This window comes from Stenotrophomonas sp. SrG (genome assembly GCF_050031795.1).
GTDB lineage: Bacteria > Pseudomonadota > Gammaproteobacteria > Xanthomonadales > Xanthomonadaceae > Stenotrophomonas > Stenotrophomonas rhizophila_A.
In genome coordinates this window covers 16,299-41,447 of record NZ_JBNBBE010000005.1, presented here as the reverse complement: position 1 = coordinate 41,447, position 25,149 = coordinate 16,299, and the positions used below count along the sequence as shown (strand labels likewise).

The window sequence follows — 25,149 nt, the reverse complement described above, 5'->3', positions numbered from 1 at the left end:
TGGGCCACACCTCCCTCCCGCGTCATCGCGGTCCATGCAACGTCCGGCGCAACGACCGGCGGCCATGTGCAAGTGGCCGCCGGTTGACCTGACATCGGCCTGCGTCTTCGGGCCGGTTCCATCCACCATCGGGACATGCGCATGAAACTGATCTCCGCCATCATCCGGCCGTTCAAGCTCGACGAGGTCCGCGAGGCCCTCTCCGATGCGGGCGTGTCGGGCATTACCGTGACTGAAGTAAAAGGCTTCGGTCGCCAGAAGGGACACACCGAGTTGTATCGCGGCGCCGAATACGTCGTGGATTTCCTGCCCAAGATCAAGATCGAAACCGTGGTCACCGACGAACGACTGGACGCGGTGGTTGAAGCGATCCAGAACGCGGCCGGCACCGGCAAGATCGGCGACGGCAAGATCTTCGTCACCGCCGTTGAACAGGTCATCCGCATCCGCACCGGCGAAATCGGCGCGGACGCGCTCTAACCCCACTCGGAGCCCACAATGAAGACTTCCTTGTTCACCGGGTGGCAAGCCCGGTTCCACGCGGTGTGCCTGTTGATGCTGTTCAGCGCGCTGGCGGTGGGTGCCTTCTCCGGCACCGCGCATGCCCAGGCCCAGGTCAGCCCCGCACCGTCGGAAGCCGTTGCCGTCGAACCGCTGCCCGGCCCGGAAGCCGCGGCACCGGCCGCCGCCGCGGAAGCTGCCGCAGCGCCCACCTTCGACCATGGCGACGTCGCCTGGATGCTCACCTCCACCCTGCTGGTGCTGCTGATGGTGGTGCCTGGCCTGGCCCTGTTCTACGGCGGCCTGGTCCGCTCCAAGAACGTACTGTCCGTCCTCAGCCAGATCCTGGTGGTGTTCTCGCTGGTGCTGATCCTGTGGGTGGCCTACGGCTACAGCGCGGTGTTCAGCGAAGGCAACGCCTTCTTCGGCTCGTTCACCCAGTTCGCCTTCCTCAAGGGCTTTGCGCCCGATTCGGTGGGTAACACCCCGATCAAGGGCCTGCCGGATTACCTGTTCGTTGCCTTCCAGTCCACCTTCGCCGGCATCACCACCGCGCTGATCGTCGGTGCGTTCGCCGAGCGCATCAAGTTCAAGGCGGTGCTGCTGTTCTCGGCACTGTGGTTCACCCTGAGCTACATCCCAATGGCCCACATCGTGTGGGGTGGCGGTTACCTGGGCGCAATGGGCGCGATCGACTTCGCCGGTGGCACCGTGGTGCACATCAACGCGGGCGTGGCCGGCCTGGTCGCCGCGTACTTCGTCGGCAAGCGCATCGGCTACGGCCAGACCGCCCTGAAGCCGCACAACGTGCCGTTCACCTACATCGGCGCGATGCTGCTGTGGGTGGGCTGGTTCGGCTTCAACGCCGGTTCGGCTGCTGCTGCCGACACCGTGGCATCGCTGGCCTTCATCAACACCATCCTCGCCACCGCCGCTGCGGTGCTGGGCTGGACCCTGGTCGAAGCGGTCAGCAAGGGCAAGCCGTCCGCGCTGGGCGCGGCGTCCGGCGCGGTCGCCGGCCTGGTCGGCATCACCCCGGCGTGCGGCACCGTGGGTCCGCTGGGTGCGATCGTGATCGGCCTGGTCACCGGCGTGGTCTGCGTGTGGGGCGTCACCGGCCTCAAGCGCCTGCTCAAGGTCGATGACACCGCCGACGTGTTCGGCGTGCACGGGGTCGGCGGCATCGTCGGCGCGCTGCTCACCGGTGTGTTCAGCGCGCAGTCGCTGGGCGGCACCAAGGCCGACCTCGACATCGGCCACCAGGTCTGGGTGCAGCTGGTCAGCGTGGGCTTCACCATCGCGTGGTGCGCGGTCGTCACCGTCGCCATCCTGCTGGTAGTGCGCCTGGTCTTCGGCCTGCGCGTCACCGAGGAAGCCGAGCGCACTGGTCTGGACGTCACCTCGCACGGCGAATCCGCTTACGAGGTCTGATAGAGGTCACAGTTTCTTCGGGGTTACACCATTGCGGTAATGCACGTTGACCATTGACGTTGCTACCGGCGGTCTTCGGGCCGCCGGTTTTTTTATGCCCGCGCACGCCCCGGGCGAAGTCTCACTTTCACGCGCGATGCGTAGTTTTCCTACAAACGAAAGGGAGGATCCAGAGCTGTTTCGGATCGCGGGATTGCTTTAAAGTTCGCCGCCCGCCGGCCGTTTCAGGATCGGAGGCTTCAGAATTTTCTGCCAGGGAAGCGCGTGAACGTGGATCAGGGACGTATCGAACGCAGCCGTGCGCTGCGCTGGCCGTTGGCCGTGGCCGTGGCAATCGCCTGCCTGCCGGCTGCCGCCGTTGCACAGGTGGCCGGGCCGTCAGACCAGGAACTGCTGCGCCAGCAGGAGCGTGAGCGTGTGCTGCGCGAGCAGCAGGAAACCACGCCTGACGTGCGCCTGCAGGCAGCCCCGGAAGAAGCCGTCGGTCGCCTGCCGGTCGACGAATCGCCCTGTTTCACCATCAACCACATCGTGCTCGACGGTGACCTGGCCGAACGCTTCGGCTGGGCGCTGAAGGCCGCCGATCCGCGCAACGATCGCGCCACCGGGCGCTGCCTCGGCACCGGTGGCGTGGACATCGTGATGAAGCGGGTGCAGAACGCGATCATCGCCCGCGGCTTCGTCACCACCCGCATCCTTGCCGCCCCGCAGGACCTGAAGACCGGCACGCTCACGCTCACGGTGGTGCCCGGCCGCATCCACGCGGTCCGCTTCGCCAGCGGTGAAGGACGAACCCCGGCGCTGTGGAACGCACTGGCGGTCGGCCCCGGTGACCTGCTCAACCTGCGCGACATCGAACAGGCGCTGGAAAACCTGCAGCGCGTGCCGACCGCCACCGTGGACATCCAGATCGCACCGCCGCAGGAAGGCGAGCAGGCCCGGCCCGGTGAGAGCGACCTGGTCATCAGCTGGAGCCAGCGCGCGCCCGTGCGCCTCAACCTGACCCTGGACGACGCCGGCAGCACCTCCACCGGCAAGCTGCAGGCCGGTGCCACGGTATCGCTGGACAACCTGGCCGGGATCAGCGACCTGTTCTATTTCAACGCCGGCAAGTCCGTGTTCAACGGCAGCGCACGCGGCACCGACAGCTGGGCCGCGCACTACAGCGTGCCCATGGGGTGGTGGCTGCTGGGTGCCAACGCCAGCGAGTACGACTACCAGCAGACCGTGGCCGGCGCGTTCGAGACCTACGAATACAGCGGCTCCAGCCGCAACGCCGAACTGCGCCTTACCCGCATGCTGTTCCGCAACGCGCGCGCAAAGACCAGCATGCACGCGCGCGGCTGGTACCGCGAATCGGACAACTTCATCGACGACACCGAAATCCTGGTGCAGCGCCGGCGCATGGCCGGCTGGGAACTCGGGCTCGCCCACCGCCAGTTCATCGGCAAGGCCACCCTGGACGCCAACCTGGCCTACCGACGTGGTACCGGCGCGTTCGATGCGCTGCACGCACCGGAGGAGGGGTTCGGCGAGGGCACCGCGCGCGGCAAGGTGGTCACCGCCGATGCGCAGCTCACCGTGCCGATGCAGTGGGGCAGCCAGGCCCTGCGCTACACCGGCAGCTGGCGCGCGCAGTGGAACCGCTCGCGGCTGGTCCCGCAGGACCGCTTCTCCATCGGCGGCCGCTACACCGTGCGTGGCTTCGACGGTGAAGTCTCGCTCACCGGCGAGCGCGGCTGGCTGCTGCGCAATGAGCTGGCGTTCGCGCTCGGCGGCGCAGTGGAGAGCTACGTGGCGATCGACCACGGCCAGGTCAGCGGCCCGTCCACCGAATGGCTGCTCGGCGACCGCCTCACCGGCATGGCGCTGGGCCTGCGCGGTGGCACCCGCCACGTGCAATGGGAAGGCTTCGTGGGCAGCCCGCTGGACAAGCCCGCCGGTTTCCAGACCGCCTACACCACCTTTGGCATGAATCTCGGCGTCTCGTTCTGACGTCCGTCGTACGGTACTGCGCACCGTGCCGGTGCGCGCCCCTACCACCGCATTGAAAGGAAGCAACGCCGTGAATCGAGTCTACCGTCTGGTCTTCAACCGCACGCTGGGTGTCATGCAGGTCGCCTCCGAGCTGGTCACCGCACCGCGCGGTGGCTGCGACGCGCGCGGTGGCAACACGGTGGCCACGCTGCGCCCGGTGAGCTTCGCCCTTTGGCTGGCGCTGGGCTGGGTGGGCGTGGTGCAGCCGCTCTCGGCGCAGCAGTCACCCAGCGCCGGCCGCATCATCGCCGACCCCAACGCGCCGGCCGACCAGCGCCCCACCGTGGTCAGCTCGGCCAACGGCACCCCGCAGGTCAACATCACCACGCCCAGTGCGGCGGGTGTCTCGCGCAACCAGTACCAGCAGTTCGACGTTGGCGCGCAGGGCGTGATCCTCAACAACTCGCGTGGCGATACCCAGACCCAGATCGGCGGTTGGGTGCAGGGCAACCCGTGGCTGGCCACCGGCACCGCGCGCGTCATCCTCAATGAAATCAACAGCAGCAGTCCCAGTCAGCTCAACGGCTACATCGAAGTGGCCGGCGCCCGCGCGCAGGTGATCATCGCCAATCCGGCCGGCATCCAGATCGACGGCGCCGGCTTCCTCAACGCCAGCCGCGTCACCCTGACCACCGGCACGCCCATCGTCAGCAACGGTGCGCTGGAAGGCTACCGGGTTGCCGGGGGCGCCATCCGCATTGCCGGTGCCGGCCTGGATGCCAGCCGCACCGATTACACCGACATCATCACCCGCTCGCTGCAGGTCAACGCCGGCATCTGGGCCAACCAGCTGCAGGCCAGCCTGGGCAACAACGTGGTCAGCGCGGACAACACCGCCGTGACCCCGCAGGCCGCCGGCAGCAGTGCCCCGGCGTTCGCCCTGGACGTGGGCGCGCTGGGCGGCATGTATGCCAACCGCATCTGGCTGGTCGGCAACGAGCAGGGCGTGGGCATGCGCAACGCCGGCAAGATCGGTGCGCAGGCCGGCGAACTGGTGGTCACCGCCGAAGGACGGCTGGAAAACACCGGCGCGCTGCACGCCCAGCAGGACACCCGCATCAAAGCCGCAGGCGGCGTGGCCAACGCCGGCACGCTCAGCGCCGAGCGCGAGCTGCGCGTGGACACCCCCGCCGACATCGACAACAGCGGCGGCACGCTCAACGCACGCCGGCTCGAACTCAACGCCGACGCGCTGCGCAACCGCGCCGGCAGCATCGAACAGGTGGGCGCGCAGGCGCTGCAGTTGAAGGGGGCCGACGTCCGCAACCTGCAGGGGCAGATCGGCACCGTTGCCACCACCACGCCAGGCGAAGGCACCGGCAACACCGGCGGCACCGCTCCGGGCAGCGGCAGCACTCCCGGCACCGGCACGGGCATCCCGACGCCCGGCACCGGCACCACCCCGCCGCCCGCCACGACGGTTCCCCTGGCGGCCGGCGTGCTCAACATCGCGCGCACGCTGGACAACGACGGCGGCGCCATCGACGCCACCGGCGTGCTGCAGCTCGACGCGCGCAGCAGCCTGGACAACAGCGGCGGCACGCTCGGTGTAGACACCCTGAAGGTGCAGGGCCAGGCCCTGCGCAACGTCGGCGGCACCCTGGAAGTGCAGGGCGCCACCACCGCCCGGGTAGCCACGCTGGACAACAGTGACGGGCACATGACCCTGGCCCAGGGCGCGGAGCTGCACACGCAGACACTGCTCAACCGGGGCGGCAGCCTGGCGCACGGCGGCGGCGCCGCCAGCGCCTGGACGATCGGCATGCTCGACAACCGCGATGGCAGCATCGCCAGCAACGCGGCCAGCTTCGGCCTGGGCATCGGCACCCTGGTCAACACGCGGGGCAGCATCAGCCACGCCGGCAGCGACGGCCTGCGCCTGCGCGCCGATCGCCTGGATGGCGTGGGCGGTACCCTCGCCACCGCAGGCGATCTGCTCCTGCAGCTGGGCACTGCCGACCACCGCAATGCGCAGCTGATCGCCAACCAGATCAGCCTGACCGCCGCGTCCTTCGACAACCGCGGTGGCCGCGTGCTCGCCACCGGGCAGCAGGCCAGCAGCCTGGACGTACAGGGCACCCTGGACAACGGCGACGGCGGCACCGTGGCCAGCAACGGCGACCTGCAGATCAGCGCAGCGCAACTGGGCAACGCCGGCGGCACCGTGCAGCAGGCCGGCAGCGGCAGCCTGCGCATCGATGCGGCCACCCTCCAGGGCCAGGGCGGCAGCGTGCTCAGCAACGGCAGCCTGCTGCTGCAGGGCGGCACCACCAACCTGCGCGACGGCACCACCGCTGCCCAGCGCATCGACATCCATACCAACGACCTGGTCACCGCCGGCGGCTCGCTCACCTCGGCCGGTCCCGAGGCGCTGAACCTGCAGGTAAGCCGCACCCTGGACAACACCGGTGGCCTGCTCGGCAGCAACGGTGCACTGGCCATCGAGGCCACGACCCTCATCAACAACGGCGGCAAGCTGGTCGCCGCCGGCACCGGGGCAAGCACGCTGCGCGCCAGCGGCCTGCTTCAGAACCAGGGTGGCACGCTGTCCAGCAATGGCGACCTCCGCATCGACGCCGACGGCCTGCTCAACGCCGGCGGCAGCATCGACCACGCCGGCGACGGCACCCTGCAGATCACCGCCAACACCGTGCAGGGCAGCGCGGGCAGCATCGCCAGCAACGGCCTGCTGCAGCTGCAGGCGCAGGCGCTGGATGTACGCAAGGGCAGCACCCGCGCACGCCAGGTGGACATCCGCGCCGGGTCGCTGGACAACAGCAACGGCACGCTGCTGTCGCTGGGCGAGCAGGCCCTGCAGCTGAGCGTAAGCGGCGCCCTGCTCAACGATGGCGGCACCCTCAGTGCCAACGGTGCACAGCAGATCGAGGCGGGGTCGCTGAGCAACCGCAGCGGCGAGCTCACCTCGGCCGGCACCGCCGACACCCGCATCGTGGTGGCGGGCACCCTGGACAACCACGCCGGCAGCGTGGCCAGCAATGCCGCAGCGCTGCAGCTGCAGACCGGCACGCTGGTCAACGCCGACGGCGCCATCAGCCACGCTGGTAGCGGCGGGCTGTCGATCACCACCGGCCGCCTGGACGGACAGGACGGCCGCATCGGCACCGCCGGCGCGGTAACCCTCAGCGCCGGTGCGGTGGACCATCGCGGCGCCTCGCTGGCCGCCGCCCAGCTCGACCTCACCGCGCAGTCGCTGGACAACCGGGGCGGCAGCATCGTCGCCACCGGCACCGCCGCCAACACGGTGCAGGTGGCCGACACGCTGGACAACGGAGACGGCGGCAGCCTGGCCAGCAACGGCGACCTGTCGATCAGCGCCCAGACCCTGGGCAACGCCGGCGGTTCCATCCAGCAGGCCGGCAGCGGCACACTCGCCATTGAGGTGGCTCGCCTGGACGGTACGGCCGGCAGCCTGCTCAGCAACGGCACCCTGCAGCTTCGCGGCGATACTCTGGACCTGGGCAGGGGCACCACCTCGGCGCAGCAGATCCAGATCGACAGCGAGCGCCTGGTCACCGCCGGTGGTCAGCTCAGCGCGCTTGGCACCGGCGTGCTGCAGGTGCAGGCCCGCACCCTGCTGGACAACAGCGGCGGCACCTTCGGCAGCAACGGCTCGGTCAACATCGCGGCCGGTACCTTCACCAACGACCACGGCAAGTTGATCGCGGCCGGTGAAGCGGCCTCGCAGATCCGCGTGGCCAACCTGCTCGATAACAGCGGCGGCGCCATCTCCGGCAACGGCAGCCTCCACATCGACACCGCCACCCTGCGTAACGCGGGCGGAAGCGTGGTCGCCAGCGACGCGCTGCAGCTGCAGGGCGAGGAACTGGACCTGCGCGATGGCGCGGTCGGCGCCACCCAGGTCACGGTGCACGCCGGCAGCCTGGACAACAGCGGTGGCTCGCTCAATGCCACCGGCACGGCCGACATGCTGCTGCAGGTACGCGACCGCCTCGGCAACGACGACGGCACCATTGCGTCCAACGGTGCCCAGCGCATCGAGGCCGGCACGCTGTCCAACCGCGACGGCACGTTGAGCTCGGCCGGTACGGCTAACAGCCAGATCACCGTCAGCAGCGAACTGGACAACAGCCAGGGCCTGATCGCCAGCAACGCTGGCGCGCTGGCAGTAAGCGCCGGCAGCCTGCGCAATGAGCAAGGCACGCTCAACCACGCCGGCACCGAGGGTCTCACGGTGGACACCGGCACGCTGGACGGCCGCGACGGCGCCATCGTCACCGCAGGCGACCTGGCCCTGTCGGCCACCACCGTGGATCATCGCGGTGCCACGCTGCAGGCGGCGCAGATCGCGCTGGACGCGCGCTCTTTCGACAATCGCGGCGGCAAGCTGGTGGCCACCGGCACCGGGGCCAACCGCCTCACCGTGCAGGACACGCTGGACAATGGCGGGCAGGGCCTGATCGCCAGCAACGGCGACCTGGCCATCAACGCGGCCACCTTCGGCAATGCCGGCGGCACCGTGCAGCAGGCCGGCAGCGGCCTGCTCGACATCACGGCGGTCCGCGTCCTCGGTGCCGATGGCACGCTGGTGAGCAATGGCAGCCTGACCGTGCAGGCCGACGACATCGACCTGCGTGACGGCACCACCTCCGCGCAGCGCATCCGCATCGACGGCGGCACCGTGACCACCGCCGGTGGCACGCTCACCGCCACAAGCACCGATGCCCTTGTGCTGCACGCGCGCGGCCAGCTCGACAACAGCGGCGGCACCGTTGCCGGCAACGGCACGCTGGACCTGCGCGCCGGTGCGCTGCTCAACAACGCCGGTACGGTGCAGGCCGCCGGTACCGGTGCCAGCCAGCTGCAGATCGACCAGGCGCTGCACAACCGCAGCGGAAAGATCCTCACCAGTGGCGATCTCGCCATTACCGCGTCCAGCCTCGACAACCAAGGCGGCACCCTGCACAGCGCAGCCGACCTTCGCGTGGGCGTGGACGGGCTGCTGGACAACAGCAACGCCGGCCTGGTCGCCAGTGCGGGCGACGCCGACATCAGCGCCGGAACCCTGGACAACCGCAGCGGCGCCATCGAGCAGGCAGGCGACGGCCAGCTGCAGATCAACGTGCAGACCCTGCAGGGCGCGGCTGGCCGCATCGTCAGCAATGGCGCGCTGAACCTTGAAGGCGAGACCCTGGACATCAGCGGCGGTACCACCGCCGCGCGCGACATCAAGGTCATTGCCGGCAGCCTGCAGAATGCAGGCGGTACCCTCAGCGCCACCGGCGAACAGGCCATGGTCCTGCAGGTACGCGATGCGCTCGGCAACAATGGCGGCACCATCGCCGCCAATGGCGCGCAGCAGATCAGCGCCGGCGCGCTCTCAAACGTTGGCGGCACGCTCAGCTCGGCCGGCAGCGCCGACACCCGCATCGACGTCACCGGTCAGTTCGACAACAGCCGCGGCACCGTGGCCAGCAATGCCAACGCCCTGCAGGTAAACGCAGGCAGCCTGATCAATGAGGCAGGCCGCATCGCCCACGCAGGCGACGGTGGCCTCACCCTGCACACCGGCAGCCTGCTCGGCCAGCAGGGCAGCATCGCCACCACCGGGGCACTGACCCTGCGTGCGGGGGAAGTCGATCATCGCAACGCCACCCTCAGCGCCAACCAGCTGGACATCGTGGCCACCGGCTTCGACAACCGCAGCGGCACCGTGGTGTCCGGTGGCACGGGCCCCAGCACCGTGTCGGTGCAGGGCAGCCTGGACAACGGCAACAACGGCACCCTGGCCAGCAATGGCGACCTGCAGATCACCGCAGCGACCTTTGGCAATGCCGGCGGTACCGTGCAGCACGCCGGCAGCGGCACGCTTGCGATCAACGCGCACACGCTCAATGGCCAGGGCGGCAAGCTGCTCAGCAATGGCACCCTGCAGTTGCTGGGCGAAAGCACCGACCTGCGCAACGGCACCACCGCCGCGCAGCGCATCCGCATCCAGACCGGTGACCTGATCACGGCGGGCGGCACGCTCACCGCCGCCGGTACCGAGGCCCTGGCGCTGGACGTGCGCGGCCGCCTCGACAACACTGCCGGTACGCTGGCCACCAATGGCACCCTGGACCTGCGCGCCGCGCAGCTGTTCAACAACCAGGGCACCGTGCAGGCGGCCGGCACCGGCGGCCACCAGCTCACCCTCGGCGGGGCGCTCGAAAACCGGGGTGGCCGCATCCTCACCGGCGGTGCCACCACGGTCACCGCTGGCAGCGTCGACAACCGCGGCGGCATCCTGCACACCGACGGCAGTGCACCGCTCACCCTCACCGTGGACGGCCTGCTCGACAACAGCGCGCAGGGCACGATCAATGCCGGCGGCAGCGCCGACATCCGCGCGCAGTCGCTCAACAACACCGCCGGCATCCTCGCCGCCGGCGCGGTGCTGCAGCTCGATACGGCTACCCGGCTGGCCAACGCCGGCGGGCTGATCCAGGCCGGTACCGACCTGCACCTGGGCGCGGCCGGCATCGACAACCAAGCCGGCCGGATCATTGCCGGTACGCTGGAGCTGGACACCCGCGGGCAGGCGCTGGACAACCGGGGCGGCACCATCGCCAGCCTCACCGGTGGCGGCGTGCTGCGCACCGGCCTGCTCGACAACACGGGCGGCCTGCTGCAGACCGCCGGCAACCTGCGCATCGACACCGCCGGGCAGGCACTGATCAACGCCAACGCAAACGGCAATGGAATCAACAGCAGCGGCACGCTGGACATCACCAGCGGTGCGTTCGACAACCGCGCCGGTGCGGTGTTCGGCCAGGGCGCCATCACGCTCAACGCCAGCAGCGTGGACAATGCCGGTGGCTCGCTCCAGGGGGCGGGTGACCTCACCCTCCGCGTGCAGGCGCTGAACAATGCCGGCGGCGCCATCAGCGTCGGCGGCAACGCCGATATCGCGTTGCCAGGCGCGCTCGACAACCGCAGCGGGCTGGTCGCCGCCGCCGGCACCTTGACCGTGCAGGCCGCCAGCGTCGACAACCGCAACACGCTCAGCGCGCCCAATGGCCCGGCGCTGGGATTGCAGGGCAAGCAGCTGCAGCTGACCAGCGGCAGCCTGGTCAACCAGCAGGGCCAGGTCCTGGCCGACAACCTGACGCTGCAGCTCGGCGGGCTGTTGGACAACACCGGCGGGCAGGTGTCCGCGTCGGAGACCTCCGACATCAGTGCAGACAGCATCGCCAACGGGGGTGGCACCCTGGTGGCCGGTACCCACCAGATCATCCGCACCCGCGAGATCACCGGCGACGGCAGGGTGCTCTCGCAGGGCGACATGACCCTGGAGCTGCGCCAGAGCTACACCAACACCAGCGAGCTGGCCGCCAACGGCACGCTCACCCTGGCCATCCAGGGCAACCTGGACAACCTGGGCAAGCTGCAGGGTGCCAACGTCAACATCAGCGCCGGCAACGTCTACAACGCAGCTACCGGTGAGATCAGTTCTGTCGGCCTCACCCGGCTGGTCGCCGCCGGCGAACTGGTCAACCGCGGCCTGCTGGATGGGCGTACCACCCATGTCGACGCCGGGACGCTGGTCAACATCGGCACCGGCCGCATCTATGGCGATCACATCGCCATCAACGCCGGAACGCTCAACAACCAGGCGGAAAACGTGGGCGGCGTGCAGCGATCGGCGACCATTGCCGCACGCCAGCGCCTGGACCTGGGCGTGGGCGTGCTGAGCAACACCGGCCAGAGCCTGGTCTTCAGCGATGGCGACGCCGCCATCGGCGGTGGCCTGAACGGACTGAACGCGGTGGGCACTGCCCAGCGCATCGACAACCTCAGCTCCACCATCGAAATCGCCGGCAACCTGGACATCAACGCGCTAGCGGTGAACAACATCCGCGAGAACGTGGTGGTGCAGCAGCAGACCACCCGGCATGCCCCCGTTACCCTGAACCAGCCGGGGTGGTTCAAGAACGGCAACAACACCGGCAGCCTGCGCAACACCTCCAACTTCCAGCCCTACGAGGTGTATTACCTAAACCCGGCTGACATCCTGGAGGACTCGGCCTACATCACGCCGGACGGTCAGCAGATCCGCAGGGCGGTGGTCAAGATGACCCCCAATACCAGTGCGTACTACTTCGCGCGCGGCGGGCTGTACGGCGCGCGCGGCGAACGCGCGCGTCTGGACGTGCAGGGCGGCACGATGGTGATCTACTACGTGCTCCGCGCGGACAACCGCAACAATCCCGACCAGCTCGGGGCCGGCGCTGAAGACCCCTTCCGCGACCTGTCGACGTCGCAGCCGGGCAGCCCAGCGTTCCACTATGAATCGGACAACCTGACCTACAGCAACGCCTACGGTACCTGCACCACCACGTGCGTGCAGCTGATCACCTATCCGGACTACGACAATCCGGACGCGATGCTGATCAACATGCAGCGCCATCCGGAAAACACCAGCGGCAATGAACAGCGCCGCGTGGCCACGCGCACCACCGTGGAAGACGTGGTGGTGTCGGCCGGTTCTGATGCGGTGATCAATGCGGGCGGCAACATGCGCATCACCACCGATGCACTACGCAACGAGTACGCCAGCATTGCCGCCGGTGGCGACTTCGCCACCTTCGGCATTACCCAGGACGCGTCGGTCACCAACATTGCCAAGACGCTGTACCGGACCCATTCCTTCTTCAATGAGTCCTATACGTACAACAATTCGAAGAGCACATGGAGCGCCGCACCCATCTCCGAACAGACCGGTGTCCTGGGCTCGGGCATCGTCGCCGGTGGCAAGCTCACCATCGACGTAGGCAACCTGCGCAATGAAAACACCGGCCGCGACGCACCCAACGTGCGCGACGGTGACAGCATGGCCAACCTCAATACCGGCGGGCCCGGTGCGGGTTCGGTCGGCCCCGGCGCCGGCGCGGTGCAGGGACCGGGCCAAACTGCCGGCCAGGGCGCGGGACCGGTCTCCGCGCAGGGTCCGAATGCCGCCACCGCAGCGCAGGGCCAGAACGGCATTGCCGTGCAGGGCCCGGGCAATGCCCACGCGCAATGGGCCGACACCGCCACCGCGCAGGGACTGGGCCAGGTGGGCTCGGCTGGGCCGGGCGGCAGCGGCGTGCAGGACATCAGTGCCGTCCAGGCCGGGCAGGCCATCGCCACGGGCCCGACGGCCGCGCAGGGCGGCAACCATGCCGGCAGTGGCGCCAACGCTGCACTCGACCGCAAGCAGGCCGTGGCCGCCGCCGGCAACGATCCGCACCTGGTGGTGACCACCGCACCGAACGCCAGCGCCCCCAGCGCCAGCCTGTTCAACGTGGACGCCAACCGCGGCAGCTACCTGGTCGAAACCGATCCGAAATTCGCCAACTACCGCAGCTGGCTCAGTTCCGATTACCTACTGCAGCGCGCCGGCTACGAGCCCTCCCAGACCCAGAAGCGCCTGGGCGACGGTTTCTACGAGCAGAAGCTGGTGCGCGAACAGATCGGTGAACTCACCGGCCGCCGCTTCCTCGATGGCTACGCCAGCGATGAAGACCAGTACCGCGCGCTGCTGGAAGCCGGCGCCACCGTGGCCGGCGAATGGGGTCTGCGCCCCGGCGTGGCCCTCACTGCCGAGCAGATGGCACGCCTCACCAGCGACATCGTGTGGCTGGTGGAGCAGGACGTGACCCTGGCCGACGGCTCGGTCGCCCGCGCGCTGGTGCCGCAGGTCTACCTGCGCGTGATGCCGGGCGACCTCGACCGCAACGGGGCACTGCTCGCCGGTGCCGACGTGGACATCAAGCTGCGCGGCGACCTGGTCAGCAACGGCTCCATCGCCGGGCGCCAGTTGGTCAGCATCGACGCCGGCAACATCCGCAACATCGGTGGCGGGCAGATCAGTGGCCAGCAGGTGGGCCTGAAGGCCAGCGGCAACATCGACATCATCGGCAGTACCGTCACCGCCACCGACGTACTGGCGCTCAAGGCAGGCGGTGACATCACCGTGGCCTCCACCACCCGCGACTGGCAGGACAACGGCGACCTGCTGACCCAGCGCACCACCACCCTGGACCGCGTGGCTGGCCTGTACGTGACCAACACCGACGGTGCCGGCGTGCTGAGCGTCAACGCCGGTGGCAACGTGGAACTGCGTGCCGCCCAGCTGGCCAATGCCGGTGCCGACGGCCTCACCGCTATCGTGGCCGGAGGTGACATCAACCTGACCTCGGTCGTCGAGCAACGGAGCGTGTCGCTCACCCACGACGCCCGCAACTTCAGCAACCAGAGCCAGCTCACCCACACCGGCACCACCATCACCGGCGCCGGCGACGTGGTGTTGAACGCGGGCCGTGACCTGAACCTGGCGGCCGCCAATGTCTCGGCCGCCAACGCACTGGTCGCCCAGGCCGGCCGTGACATCAACAGCGTCGCCGTGGTCGACACCCAGACCTTTGAGAGCGGGGCAAAGAGCCGGAACCACTCGCGCGAGGTGACTGCCGCCAGCGGTTGGGTGCTGGGCAACCAGCTCAGCGGCGGCGAAGGCGTCGCACTGCAGGCCGGGCGCGACCTCACGCTGCAGTCCACCACCGTGGACAGCAGCGACGGTGGCGTGGTGCTTTCGGCCGGCCGCAACGTCGCCCTGACCACCGCCCAGGAAACCCATGACCTGGTGGTGGATGAAACCACCCGCAAGAAGAAGACGCTTTCCAGCACCACCACCACCACCCACGAGCAGAGCGCGGCCAGTTACGCGGTCGGCTCCAGCGTCGGCGGCAAGACGGTGGACATCATCGCGGGCAACGACGTCTCCATCACCGGCTCCACCGTGCTGGCCGACAACGACCTGCGCATTGCGGCGGTGAACAACATCACCATCGAATCCGCGCAGGACACCCTGAGCGAAGCCAGCAGCTTCAGCCAGAAGAAGTCGGGCATTACCGGTGGCTTCGCCAACGGCGTGGCCTCGGTGGGGTACAGCAGCGCCAGGTCCAACAACGAGAGTGCCAGCCAGTCCACCACCCAGGTGGGATCGGCAGTGGGCTCGATGGACGGCAACGTGCAGCTCAACGCCGGCAACCAGCTCACCATCGCCGCCTCCGACGTGGCCGCCGGGCAGGACCTGACCCTGATCGGCAAGGACATCAACCTGGTGGCACGCCAGGACACGCTGGACACCCAGAACAGCCAGTCCAGCAAGTCCAGCGGCTTCTCGATGGGCGTCACCTACGACCCCACCAAGGCCTACCGCAGCGCCCGCGATTCCACCACCGACGGCATGGCCGACAGTGGTTCGATCATGGGCGACATCACCCGCAATGCCGAAGGCACCGCCTCCGGCGTGCGGGCGGCCACCACCTCGGTCGTGGTCACCGGCGGCAGCCAGCGCTCAAGCGGCAACCAGACCCACTCCACCAGCGACGCCCGCGTGGCCCAGCTGAGTGCTGGCGGCGACATGACCCTGATCGCCAATGGCGGCTCGATCACCAGCCAGGGCGCGCAGCTCTCGGCAGAAGGCGACGCGCTGCTGCTGGCCACCAAGGACATCGTCTTCGACGTCGCGCACAACACCGAATCCAGCACCAGCCAGAGTGCCGGCAAGGGCTGGGGCTTCGCCAACAACACCAGCGGCCTGCCGTTCGGCACCAACAACTCCCGCAGCGACGGCACCGGCCAGAGCGACACCATCACCGGTACCCAGCTGTCGGTGGGCGGTGGCGTGCGCATGGCAACCACCGAAGGAGACATCACCCTAACCGCAGCAAACATTGCCGCCGAGAAGGACGTGACCATCCGCGCCGCCGGCAACCTCACCGTGCAGAGCGGCCAGGACACGGTGAGCAACGCCAACACCGCCGACAGCAAGGCCATCGGCACGGTGCAGATCTCCGACACCGAGAAGTTCGCCGGCTGGCACCGCCAGCAGCACGAGGACGACAGCGGCATGGTCTCTCAGGTCGCCAGCACCATCGGCAGCCTGGGCGGCAACGTCAACCTGGGTGCAGGCGGCAAGTACACCCAGATCGCCAGCAACGTGGTGGCCGCGCAGGATGTGAACATCACTGCCGCCGAGATCGAGCTGCTCACCGCAGATGAGAGCGGCCATAACTCGCAGAGCGACAAGGACCTGAAGATTGGCGTGTTCGCGCGGATCAAGTCGCCCTTCATCGACCTGATCAACAACGTCGATTCGGCGCGCCAGTCCGACGGGCGCCTGCAGGCGATGCAGGGCATGGCGGCCGGGGCGAATGCCTACCAGGCAGCGAGCGCGATCTCGGCGGCCGCCGGCGGCGCTGGCAGCGGCTCGCTGTTCAGCGCCGAAGCCGGCATCGGCTTCAAGTCCTCCAGCAGCAGTGCCGAGGGCAGCAGCACCGTCTCGCGTGGCTCCACCATCCAGGGCGGCGGCAACGTCAACCTGACCAGCACCAGCGGCGACATCCATGTGGTGCAGGGCAACCTCAGCGCCGGCAACACGCTGGCGCTGGATTCGGCCGGCGATATCCTGCTCGAAGCAGGCAAGGCGCACCTGCAGGACAAGAGCAGGAGCAACAACGCAGGTGCCGAAGTAGGCGTGGGCGTGTCGGTCGGCGCGCAGACCGGCGTCTACGTGTACGCCGAAGCCAGCGTGGGCAGCAGCAAGTCCAACGCCGACAGCAGCACCTGGCAGAACACCACGCTCACCGGCCAGAACATCTCGCTCAAGGCCGAGGGTGACACCACCCTGCGCGGCGCCACCGCAACCGCCGACCGGATCGACGTCAAGACCGGCGGCACGCTCACCATTGAATCGCTGCAGGACGTTGCCGAAAGCATGTCCAAGGACAGCCAGGTGGGCGGGCGCGTGCAGGTGTCGGTCGGCACCGCGTGGGACGCCAGCGGCTATGCCAGTGCGGGCAAAGCCAACGGCAGCTACAAGGGCGTTGGCCAGCAGTCCGGGCTGTTCGCGGGCGATGGCGGCTACCACGTCGACGCCGGGCACGTGAACCTGGTGGGCGGCGCCATTGCCAGCACCAACGCTGCCAACAGCGAGCTGACCGCGCAGAGCTTGACCTTCACTGATCTCAAGAACGAGATGGACTACCGGGCGAGCTCGGCGAGCATCAGTGGTGGGTTTGGGAACAAGGGCACCGGTGAAGGCGCCGACAAGAATGCCGCCGGTCAGTTGAAGGACATCGGCACCAACGTGGCCGGCGGCAAGTTTGGCAGCGCGGACGGCACCAACTTCAGTGGTGGCGTGCCGATGACCAGCAGCGGCAGCGACAGCTCCACGACCTACGCGACCCTGACCGAAGGCAACATCACCATCGGTGGAAAGAAGGTCACGGCTGCAGAGCTGGGTGTCAACACCGATGCCAGCAAGGCGCACGAGGCGATCAATGCGCTGCCCGACCTGCAGAAGCTGATGCAGGAGCAACAGGCGATGTCGTCGGCTGCGGGCACCGTGGTGGCGACAAGCAAGCAGGTGGCCGGAGATGTGTTCGCCTACAAGAGCAAGGTGGCACGAGCTGAATACGAACGTGAGCTGCAGAAAGACAGCACCAAGTGGAACGATTACTCGAAGTTGGATGAGGCAGGCAAGCAGAACTATCTGGCCGACAACAGTCCTGGTTTCCAAGACGCACTGAAGTGGAGCACCGGTGGTAGCTACAGTCGTGCGCTTGATGCGGTGACTGCCGCCGTTGTAGGTGGCGTCGCAGGACAAGGAGGCAGCCAGGTTGCAGCAAATGCGCTTGCCCCCTATGCGGCCAACTTCATTGGCAGCCAGTTCGATCCGAACCACGGAGAGAATCCGGACGCGACTCTTCAGCTGATCTCACATGCGGTGCTCGGCGCACTGCTGGCCGAGGCAAACGGTGGAAGCGCGGGGAGTGGCGCAACCGCCGCGGTCGGGGGCGAGCTGGCCGCGAAATTCATCACGGAGTACCTCTACAGGGGCGAGACCAGTAACCTTACCGAGGAGGATAGGCAGACAGTCCTCGCCCTGTCTCAGGCAGTGGGTGCGCTTGCAGGATCTGTGGGCTCGGGCGGGCTTGCAAGTGCAGCGCTGGGCGCCGGTATTGCGCAGAACGCCGTTGAGAACAACTACCTCAGCCACGGTGAGCGCATGCAGTATCTCGACGCGATGCTCGGCTGCCTCAAGGGAGACAAGGAGGGCTGCGGCACCGAGAAGGAGCTTGCTGCTCTTTCAGATTCCCGCAACCAAGCCCTGATCGCCGCCTGCACTGGCGCTGCCAGTTCCCCGCAGTGCGCAACGGAGCAGGAAAAGCTGGGCGCCGCGTACGCCACGCTGGTCCACAGTGATGCCGCTTATCAAAAGTGGATTAGCGACAATGCGGTGGATCTGGCCATAGCCGCAGCAAAAAGCGACAGAAGTGGTGAGATTGCCAGCGGTCTTCTGACCCACACCAGCAAGCAGGATGCGCTTTACAAGATTACTTGTGCGGCCGCTGGAAGCTGCGGGAAAGACACCGCCATGCAACTCGCGATGGCTGGGAAAGGCCAAGAAGCGGCCACCAATCTTGCCTTGAGCATGATCTTCGGCGGCGGCGGCCAGATTGCAGGTGTAACCGCAAATGCGGGGGGCATGGTCATCGACATGGCCGCGATGAATCCCATCTACAGCACCTACCAGCAGTACGAACAAGCCAAGTACGACATCAATCGAATTCAAGAGATTGGTGCTATCGGCCTTGTCAAAGAAAAAGGGATGGGAGTAGTTACGTCGGTTTCGGACTATGCAGGGAGTGCATGGGACACGCTGAAATACGAAACGGGATTCACCGACAAATGGAACCTCGCTGATGTGACATCCAACGGCTTCACGAAGGGTGAAGTAGGGCTAGATGCGGCACTTGCTGTTATTTCTCTTGGCGAAGTCACGGCGCTCCGGGCGGCTGTTCAAGCGCGAAAACTGGCCGTGCTTGATCGCGGAGCGGTCAAGAGCCCCACAACCCGGCCTGCGGACACCATACCAAGCGGAAAGCCCCCGGTTGAACCAACTCTTCCGCCGAGCAAGCCGATCTCACTGCCATCCCCGGAGTTCAACGTACCCAGCGGCTACACCGTGAGCAAAAATGCGGACGGTTCAGCGACGGTAGTTGGACCGCGAGGCGGCGTGTACAACTCAACGGGTCGCTACACCGACGAAGGTTTGCCCGTGTACAAAGACAATAGCGGTGGCTACGTCACGCTCGAAGGAGGACGAACCACCGTTGCTGCGCCAGTTAACTTCGACTCCATCCCAAAGCACCACATTTGCACGAACAAGTGCGCTGTGGAGGCGGACGGCAAAGTAGCATGGACGAAGGAATACCAGCGGTTCTTTGACGGCGCAGACTTGAGCATCGACAAGTCGGTCGAGAACCTTGTAGATGTGAAGGGACATCGCGGGCCACACCCGCAGGAGTACCATCAATACGTCTACGACAGCCTGGATCGCTCTACTGCCGGGCTCACGCCTGGAACAAAGGCCTACAAGGATGCGGTCACGCAGACTCTTGGTAGAATCAAGGCAGAGGCTGTCATCGTTGGCAGCCAAGTCAACAAGTGGCTGACCCGGAGTTGAGATGAACCACTATTTGATCAGGGCGGACATGACGATCTCAGAAAGGTGGGTGCTGGGTGACATAAACCACATCAACAATTGGTATCTGATCGAACCGCCGGTCAACTTCATGGAGCCCGGTAGCTATAGCCTCTCGGTCACGCACCCTGGGCGCGAGGTCGACTATTCACTGGCTGGATACGCAAGTGCCCCGGTTGTCAGTGAGAGGCTCTTCAGTGCATTGAGGGGTTTGGCCGAGGTCGACGAGCCATATGAGAACGTTGTCTTCGAGCCTGTAACTATCGTAGGGCAGGAAACGGATCATAAATATTTTCTCATGATTGTTGAGACACAGGTCGACTGTATCGACGAAGCGCGTTCAGAGTTCGTCAGGTTCGACGACGGCGATGTGGCAAGGCCAGACCTGGCTGGACAGATTCGAGCGTTCTTCAAAATGACCTTGGACGAGGATAGGACAGAATCGCGGCACGTGTTTCGATTGAAGGGATACCCAAGCGCATTGATCGTCAGCGATGAAGTGAAGCGGCGTATCGAGGCTGCCGGTGCGGTGGGTCTTAGCTTCGAGCGGGTCAGCGGACATTGAAGCGCGACGCCTGCGTGAGCCTATCAACGTTCATTGAGCACCAGTAGTGCGCAATTCTGGTAAGCACTGTCGCTGCCTGGCGTAATCTTGAGGCCGGGTGTGATGTGATGATGAATTTGTCTCGGGATTGCGTTGGCGCGCGGCACTTAAAGCGATTTCCGTTATACAGATGGAGTCCGATGATGGATAGAAGGCTGCTGGAGGAGTGCGCAATTCGCCGGATGGCCAATGACTCGCGCGGACAATGATATCTATCTCGATGTAGCTTCCATCTTGTCGGAAGCTCCGCCAATCGGTGAAGCTCAGATGGTGATGAGTGCCAAACTTACACCGGAATCAGATGCATGCAGGTTTACGTACGATTCGGTTAAGGGCGCTGGAGAAAAGAGCTGGCTTGCACCGGGAGCGAAAGTTAACTCGTCTTTGATGGATCTACTCGTTGAGCTGCGAAATTGATCTGTTGCTGCCGGCTTGACGGCTGATCGTGCACCTTGGAGCGGTTGTGAGTCTCTCTACCGAGCGGATTAACGTTCAATTTTCTTACGATTGATCTGGGATCGTCGCAATAGCCAGGGCGAAGAGGCAAGGCTACCGGGCACGTAGTCGCGCAACTAGGTTGGTCTAGTGGGCACCCGCGCAGGCCGGCGCGTATGTGTACGCCCAAGGCCGTGTGTTCAGCCACGGCTCCAAGTCGGGCGGCGGCACGTGCTCGTTGCGCTCCAAGACACGGTGGACACCCAGAACGCCAGAACACCCAGTCCAGCAAGTCCAGTGGCTTCTCGATGGCTACAATAGGTACTTGTGTGGGGCTTTGGAAGTTTTCGATGGCCGATGCCGAAGCAGGGCGAAGAATGATGAGGTTGGAAACGTTGTCTGAGGATCTGATGATCCGATTGAGGCAGGCGTGCCCTTCTCAAAGGAGGATTGCCGCACTGGCGGCGTGTGCCTATGCAGTCGAGTATGCGCAGGTGCACGATAGTGCCGTGCTCTCCGTTCTCGGCGAACTGAACTCAGCGCGCGGCGTTGCAGCTTCTGCGATTGAGAAGGTTAAGACACTCTCGGAACAAGCCGACAAGCAATATTTCGACCTCCATGACGCCAGTGACTCATCGGAAGACATCGGTTACCTCACGGCATTCAGCAGGGCTCGCGCCTTGTCAGCAATGCTGTTTCTGGTCGAGGAAGAGTCGCTACGTTCGTCGTCTGAGGCGATATACGAGGCAGTCTCAGCTGTAGACGATGCTAGCGCCATTACTCTTCGAGTCGTTTCCGCTTTGGTCTGATCGCTAGTGGGGGCGAGGAATTGGCTACAGTTGCCGAAAGGGAAGTCGTATGGAGCGCTACTTGATGCGGGCGGACTTGGCTATCCTGGAACGATGGGTTCTGGGCGATGTGAGTCACATCAACAATTGGCACCTGATCGAACCGCCGGTCAACTTCATGGAGCCCGGTAGCCATAGCCTCTCGGTCACGCAACCAGGGCGCGAGGTCGACTATTCACTGGCTGGATACGCGAGTGCCCCGCTTGTCAGTCAGAGGCTCTTCAGTGCATTGAGGGGTTTGCCCGAGGTCGACCAGCCATATGAGAACGTTGTCTTCTAGCCTGTAGCCATCGAAGGTCAGGAAACTGATCAGAAGTATTTCCTGATGATCGTTGAGACACCGGTCGAGGCAAACTGGGATATCTACTACAGCACCTACGTAGCCCAGAACGGCGGAGGCTTGACGCCCGGCGGTCAGGTGACCGGACAGCTATCTGGAACGGGTCCGGACACCGTAATCGGCTTCCCCTACGCAGGACTCAGCGTAGACAAGCATGCATATTCGGATACAAACCTGACCTGGTTTGAAAGGTACAAATACAGAGAGAAGACCAGCAACGAGAGCGCCTACATGGAAGGACTGCTCAGGTCAGGCTTGGAAAGCTTCCGGTCAGAAGACTACCTTCCGACCAACATGGCTTGGCGCAGCTTCTTTGCGGTCCAGGATGCTCAGATAAACAGTGCGCTCGCGAGCGCCGCTTACCTTGCTGCAAGTGCGTCCGACATGAGTGAAGAGCGTCGTCGGTCACTCACTTTGACAGTAGGGGGACTGGCAAATCTACTGGGGAACGCTGCGACGGTGAAATCTGGAGTTGCCCCTGTAACGGGGTCACTTGGCATTTGAAAGCCGCCGGCGGCCACCCCTCTGAGCTGGAGGTGCCTCAAACAAATGCTCTTAGCCTTCCGCCTCAGAACGGTGGCGGTCTGTCGGACCGAATTGTCGTTCCAACCGTCACTGCAACGACCACCATTGGAGGAAGAACCTTCGTAGACTACAATCAGACTGCGAGAGAATTTGACCAAGGAAATGCCGGCATACCAAAGCTGATAGCGGATCGCGTCGCTGCTCGATCAGAGAGGTCAGGCAAGGTGTTGCCCAATGGCAACATGGCGACGGCTCATGCAGAGATCGGTGTTATCCAGAAGGTGCATGATGCTGGGCTTGCGGTCGGTGCGGACATGAGCATCTCTGTCTCCGGAAAAGACGTCTGCGGATTCTGTAAGGGCGACATCGCTGCGGCGGCCCAGGCTGCTGCCATGTACAGCCGGTGAGGAAAAAATGATGGATCTATGGTGCGGAGTTGAACAGGATCTTGATGAGTACAGGAGAGTCAGTGGCAATATTCGGCGCGCGTTGATTTCATGTGAGGCGCGAGCGGAGGAGCTGATCAAGGAAATCGGATCCTCCAGTTACGAAGGCGCAGGCTTGAAGTTCGACGAGCTTCGATGCTTGCTCGATAATCTGTCTACCGCGAAGTACAAGTTTGACTTTCCTTTGGGGGACAGGCTTGACGGCCTTGTTTACCACATGGATCGGGACGACGAGTACTCGCGCCGGTTCTGGCATGGAAAGTTCAGTGAAGGACTCGAATGGCCGGTGGATGCTGACTGACTACGAGGTCACATGTTGGCGCTGTCTATGCTGCAAACAAGTAAGCCACTGAGGCTGCGAAGGCTCTCGGGTATCAGCGGGTAAGCGAGACGGTGCACAACGTCAATCGTTATTCCGAAGCGGATCTCTGTACATCACAAGAGACCTTGACGGGCACAATGGCGGTGCCTGGGAGGTGGCCTCCTCCGTTAAAGGCCTTGAAACAAACCACCTCGCATAGTTACATTCGACGCAAATATGAATAAGTTTGGAGACTGGTAATAGTGTCCGTTAATGGATGGGAGAGCAGAGGGAAGACGGTCCGAGGTTTGATTGAGGAACTTCGCAGTTTCGAGAATCAAGACTTGAAGGTTGAGATCGCGTTTGAGCCTGGCGAAGAGAGCTTTCCCATCAGTCTCGTCGGCAATGACGGCGGAAAGTGCATTCTCTTTTGCCTCGCTGGGCGTTCTAAGCCGAGTGCGTGATGGCGATCGAACGGAGCGGCACGAAGATTGACTGCCGCTTCGGCCCAATCGAAGAGGCTCTTTCCGCCAGACCTTGCCTGTCCAACTGCCTGGCTACGGGATAGCCGACAAGGTGTGGCCTTGCTGGGAGTTCTGAGTCAGGTGTGGAGTAGTACGTGACGTGAGGATCTTGGTTCCAACGAACTGCAGCCATTGGCGCTGAACTCCGGAGACGATGAAAGCGACCAAGCAGAACATTCTTCGGTTCTCTTGCTTGTGCCTATGGGTTCTCAGTGTGGTGGTTGAGTCTGCGTTCTTGAGGGACGCGGCCTGCAGCAAGGCCTTCTACACCGCGCTAGGGCCAATGGAGTTTTCAAATCGAGAGGATGTGGACGTGCTTGATGCCGTAGCTAGCCTTGCAGTCCGCGCGCATGGTTCCCATGTCGCGTCTCGATTCCTTGGATAGGTTTGGGCGAACGGGTACGGTGGGCTTTCCGTGTGTACCAAGGGGGTGGGGTACAGTCAGCAGCCCGTTCAGTAGTTCTAATACCTGGCTTGATGACTTTGTGTGGTGCCCAATGCTCGCGACATAGGTGAGCAGGTCGACAAGCTTCAGTGGCGGTGGAGTGACTTCCAATCAAGGCAAAAGTGCATGACTATTCGCGATTCGCAGGGAAAATCGATGGAGGTCTGCCAGTGAATCAACGACTTGCGCTTTCGAAGATTCTTGCGGTTGCTCTCAGCGCCGGCATCTGCGGGTTGCTCCTGATCGGCCTACCACTGAGCGTCAATGCAGGGACAGAAATTGAGACGATCTACTTTTCTTCGATCATAGGCATGGTGGCAGCTATCTTCGGCGTGGTGGTTGGCTTCCCAGCGATTCTCATTGTTGATGCCGTACTACCTCACGCGAAGTTCCGCCATGTCGCGTTGGGCGCGTTCTGTGCGGTGCTCGCTTGGCTCATAGTCGAGGGCGCCTTTGCGCGTGACGCTTGGAACAACATCTGGGCAAGCAGCACCTTCTGGATTGAACGGGCGCCCAGGCGACTTGCAGTGTTTGCGGTCATAGGTCTGCTCGCGGGCATCCTTTACTCTTTCATCTGGCCCAGCTTGCTACGAAAGCTGACAGCGGCCAAGGACAGGTAGAAGGGGTGGTCGAGTGACAGTAAGTATTTCGAGACTAGCGTGGCGGGTGGCAAGTTGGTGCCGCGGACGGCACCACCGCTGATCAGGGGATGTTCTGAAGCCTCATGAGACCCCGGCTGTGCAGGCGCCTGCAATCATTGACTGGAGTAAAATTGTGTCTAGATCGTGGTGAATGGATTGCATGAGTCAGGAGCGTGATCATGGCAGGAGCGAAGTACAACCTGATTCACCCTGCGTACTTTTGCCTCTGGGCGCTATGTGCGCTGGTCGAGCTAGTTTCTGCCTATTCCCATTGGAATAGGGGCTTGAGATTGATGCCCCAACTTCTTTTGGGACCTTACGGGGACTGGGTCCGGCTTGCCGTCGTCGTGTCATTTCTGTCTCTTCCAGTCCTTCTCTGCGTTCTCGTCGCTCGTTTGCGCCACTGGAAACGGACTAGGCTTCTGGAGGTCTTCCTGGCGATCGTTGTCGTTACCCTATTCCTATACAACATGTCTTTCATAAGTTCTTAGTTCTCAACGCCTAATCATCTCCAACCG

Annotated in this window: 10 protein-coding genes and 1 pseudogene; all 11 read left to right on the top strand. The window is 64.8% G+C overall.

Annotated elements, in window-relative coordinates; all coding sequences use genetic code 11:
* Window positions 1–141 precede the first annotated feature (141 nt).
* The 11 genes and pseudogenes from ACQG3P_RS06175 to ACQG3P_RS06125 all read left to right on the top strand — a co-directional run bounded on the left by ACQG3P_RS06175 (window position 142) and on the right by ACQG3P_RS06125 (window position 24,610).
* Window positions 142–480, top strand: coding sequence for a P-II family nitrogen regulator (locus tag ACQG3P_RS06175; RefSeq protein ID WP_068854487.1), 339 nt, complete (start codon window positions 142–144; stop codon window positions 478–480).
* 18 nt (window positions 481–498) lie between these two features.
* A complete protein-coding gene (locus ACQG3P_RS06170; RefSeq protein WP_184126271.1) occupies window positions 499–1,932 on the top strand; it encodes an ammonium transporter in 1,434 nt (477 codons plus the stop codon).
* A 270-nt stretch (window positions 1,933–2,202) separates the two neighbouring features.
* On the top strand, window positions 2,203–3,927 hold the full coding sequence (locus tag ACQG3P_RS06165) for a ShlB/FhaC/HecB family hemolysin secretion/activation protein (RefSeq protein ID WP_426804624.1): 1,725 nt from the start codon (window positions 2,203–2,205) through the stop codon (window positions 3,925–3,927).
* Window positions 3,928–3,997: 70 nt separating this feature from the next.
* On the top strand, window positions 3,998–19,504 hold the full coding sequence (locus ACQG3P_RS06160) for a hemagglutinin repeat-containing protein (protein ID WP_426804525.1): 15,507 nt from the start codon (window positions 3,998–4,000) through the stop codon (window positions 19,502–19,504).
* A 1-nt stretch (window position 19,505) separates the two neighbouring features.
* Window positions 19,506–20,087 carry an imm11 family protein gene (locus ACQG3P_RS06155; protein ID WP_426804524.1) on the top strand — a complete coding sequence of 194 codons (582 nt, stop codon included), beginning with the start codon at window positions 19,506–19,508 and terminating at the stop codon, window positions 20,085–20,087.
* A gap of 824 nt (window positions 20,088–20,911) precedes the next feature.
* Window positions 20,912–21,370, top strand: a complete 459-nt coding sequence (locus ACQG3P_RS06150) for a hypothetical protein (RefSeq protein ID WP_426804523.1) — start codon at window positions 20,912–20,914, stop codon at window positions 21,368–21,370.
* Window positions 21,371–21,734: 364 nt separating this feature from the next.
* Complete coding sequence (locus ACQG3P_RS06145) at window positions 21,735–22,253, top strand: hypothetical protein (protein ID WP_426804522.1); 519 nt, start codon at window positions 21,735–21,737, stop codon at window positions 22,251–22,253.
* Window positions 22,250–22,681, top strand: coding sequence for a cytidine deaminase-like fold-containing protein (locus tag ACQG3P_RS06140; RefSeq protein WP_426804521.1), 432 nt, complete (start codon window positions 22,250–22,252; stop codon window positions 22,679–22,681). Before ACQG3P_RS06145 ends, ACQG3P_RS06140 begins: the two co-directional genes overlap by 4 nt.
* A 10-nt stretch (window positions 22,682–22,691) precedes the next feature.
* Window positions 22,692–23,021: a hypothetical protein gene (locus ACQG3P_RS06135; RefSeq protein ID WP_426804520.1), complete on the top strand. Its 330-nt coding sequence runs from the start codon at window positions 22,692–22,694 to the stop codon at window positions 23,019–23,021.
* Window positions 23,022–23,124: 103 nt separating this feature from the next.
* Window positions 23,125–23,241 (top strand): annotated as a pseudogene (locus tag ACQG3P_RS06130) (toxin C-terminal domain-containing protein); the annotation flags it as partial.
* 919 nt (window positions 23,242–24,160) lie between these two features.
* Window positions 24,161–24,610 carry a hypothetical protein gene (locus tag ACQG3P_RS06125; RefSeq protein ID WP_426804519.1) on the top strand — a complete coding sequence of 150 codons (450 nt, stop codon included), beginning with the start codon at window positions 24,161–24,163 and terminating at the stop codon, window positions 24,608–24,610.
* Window positions 24,611–25,149: the final 539 nt, after the last annotated feature.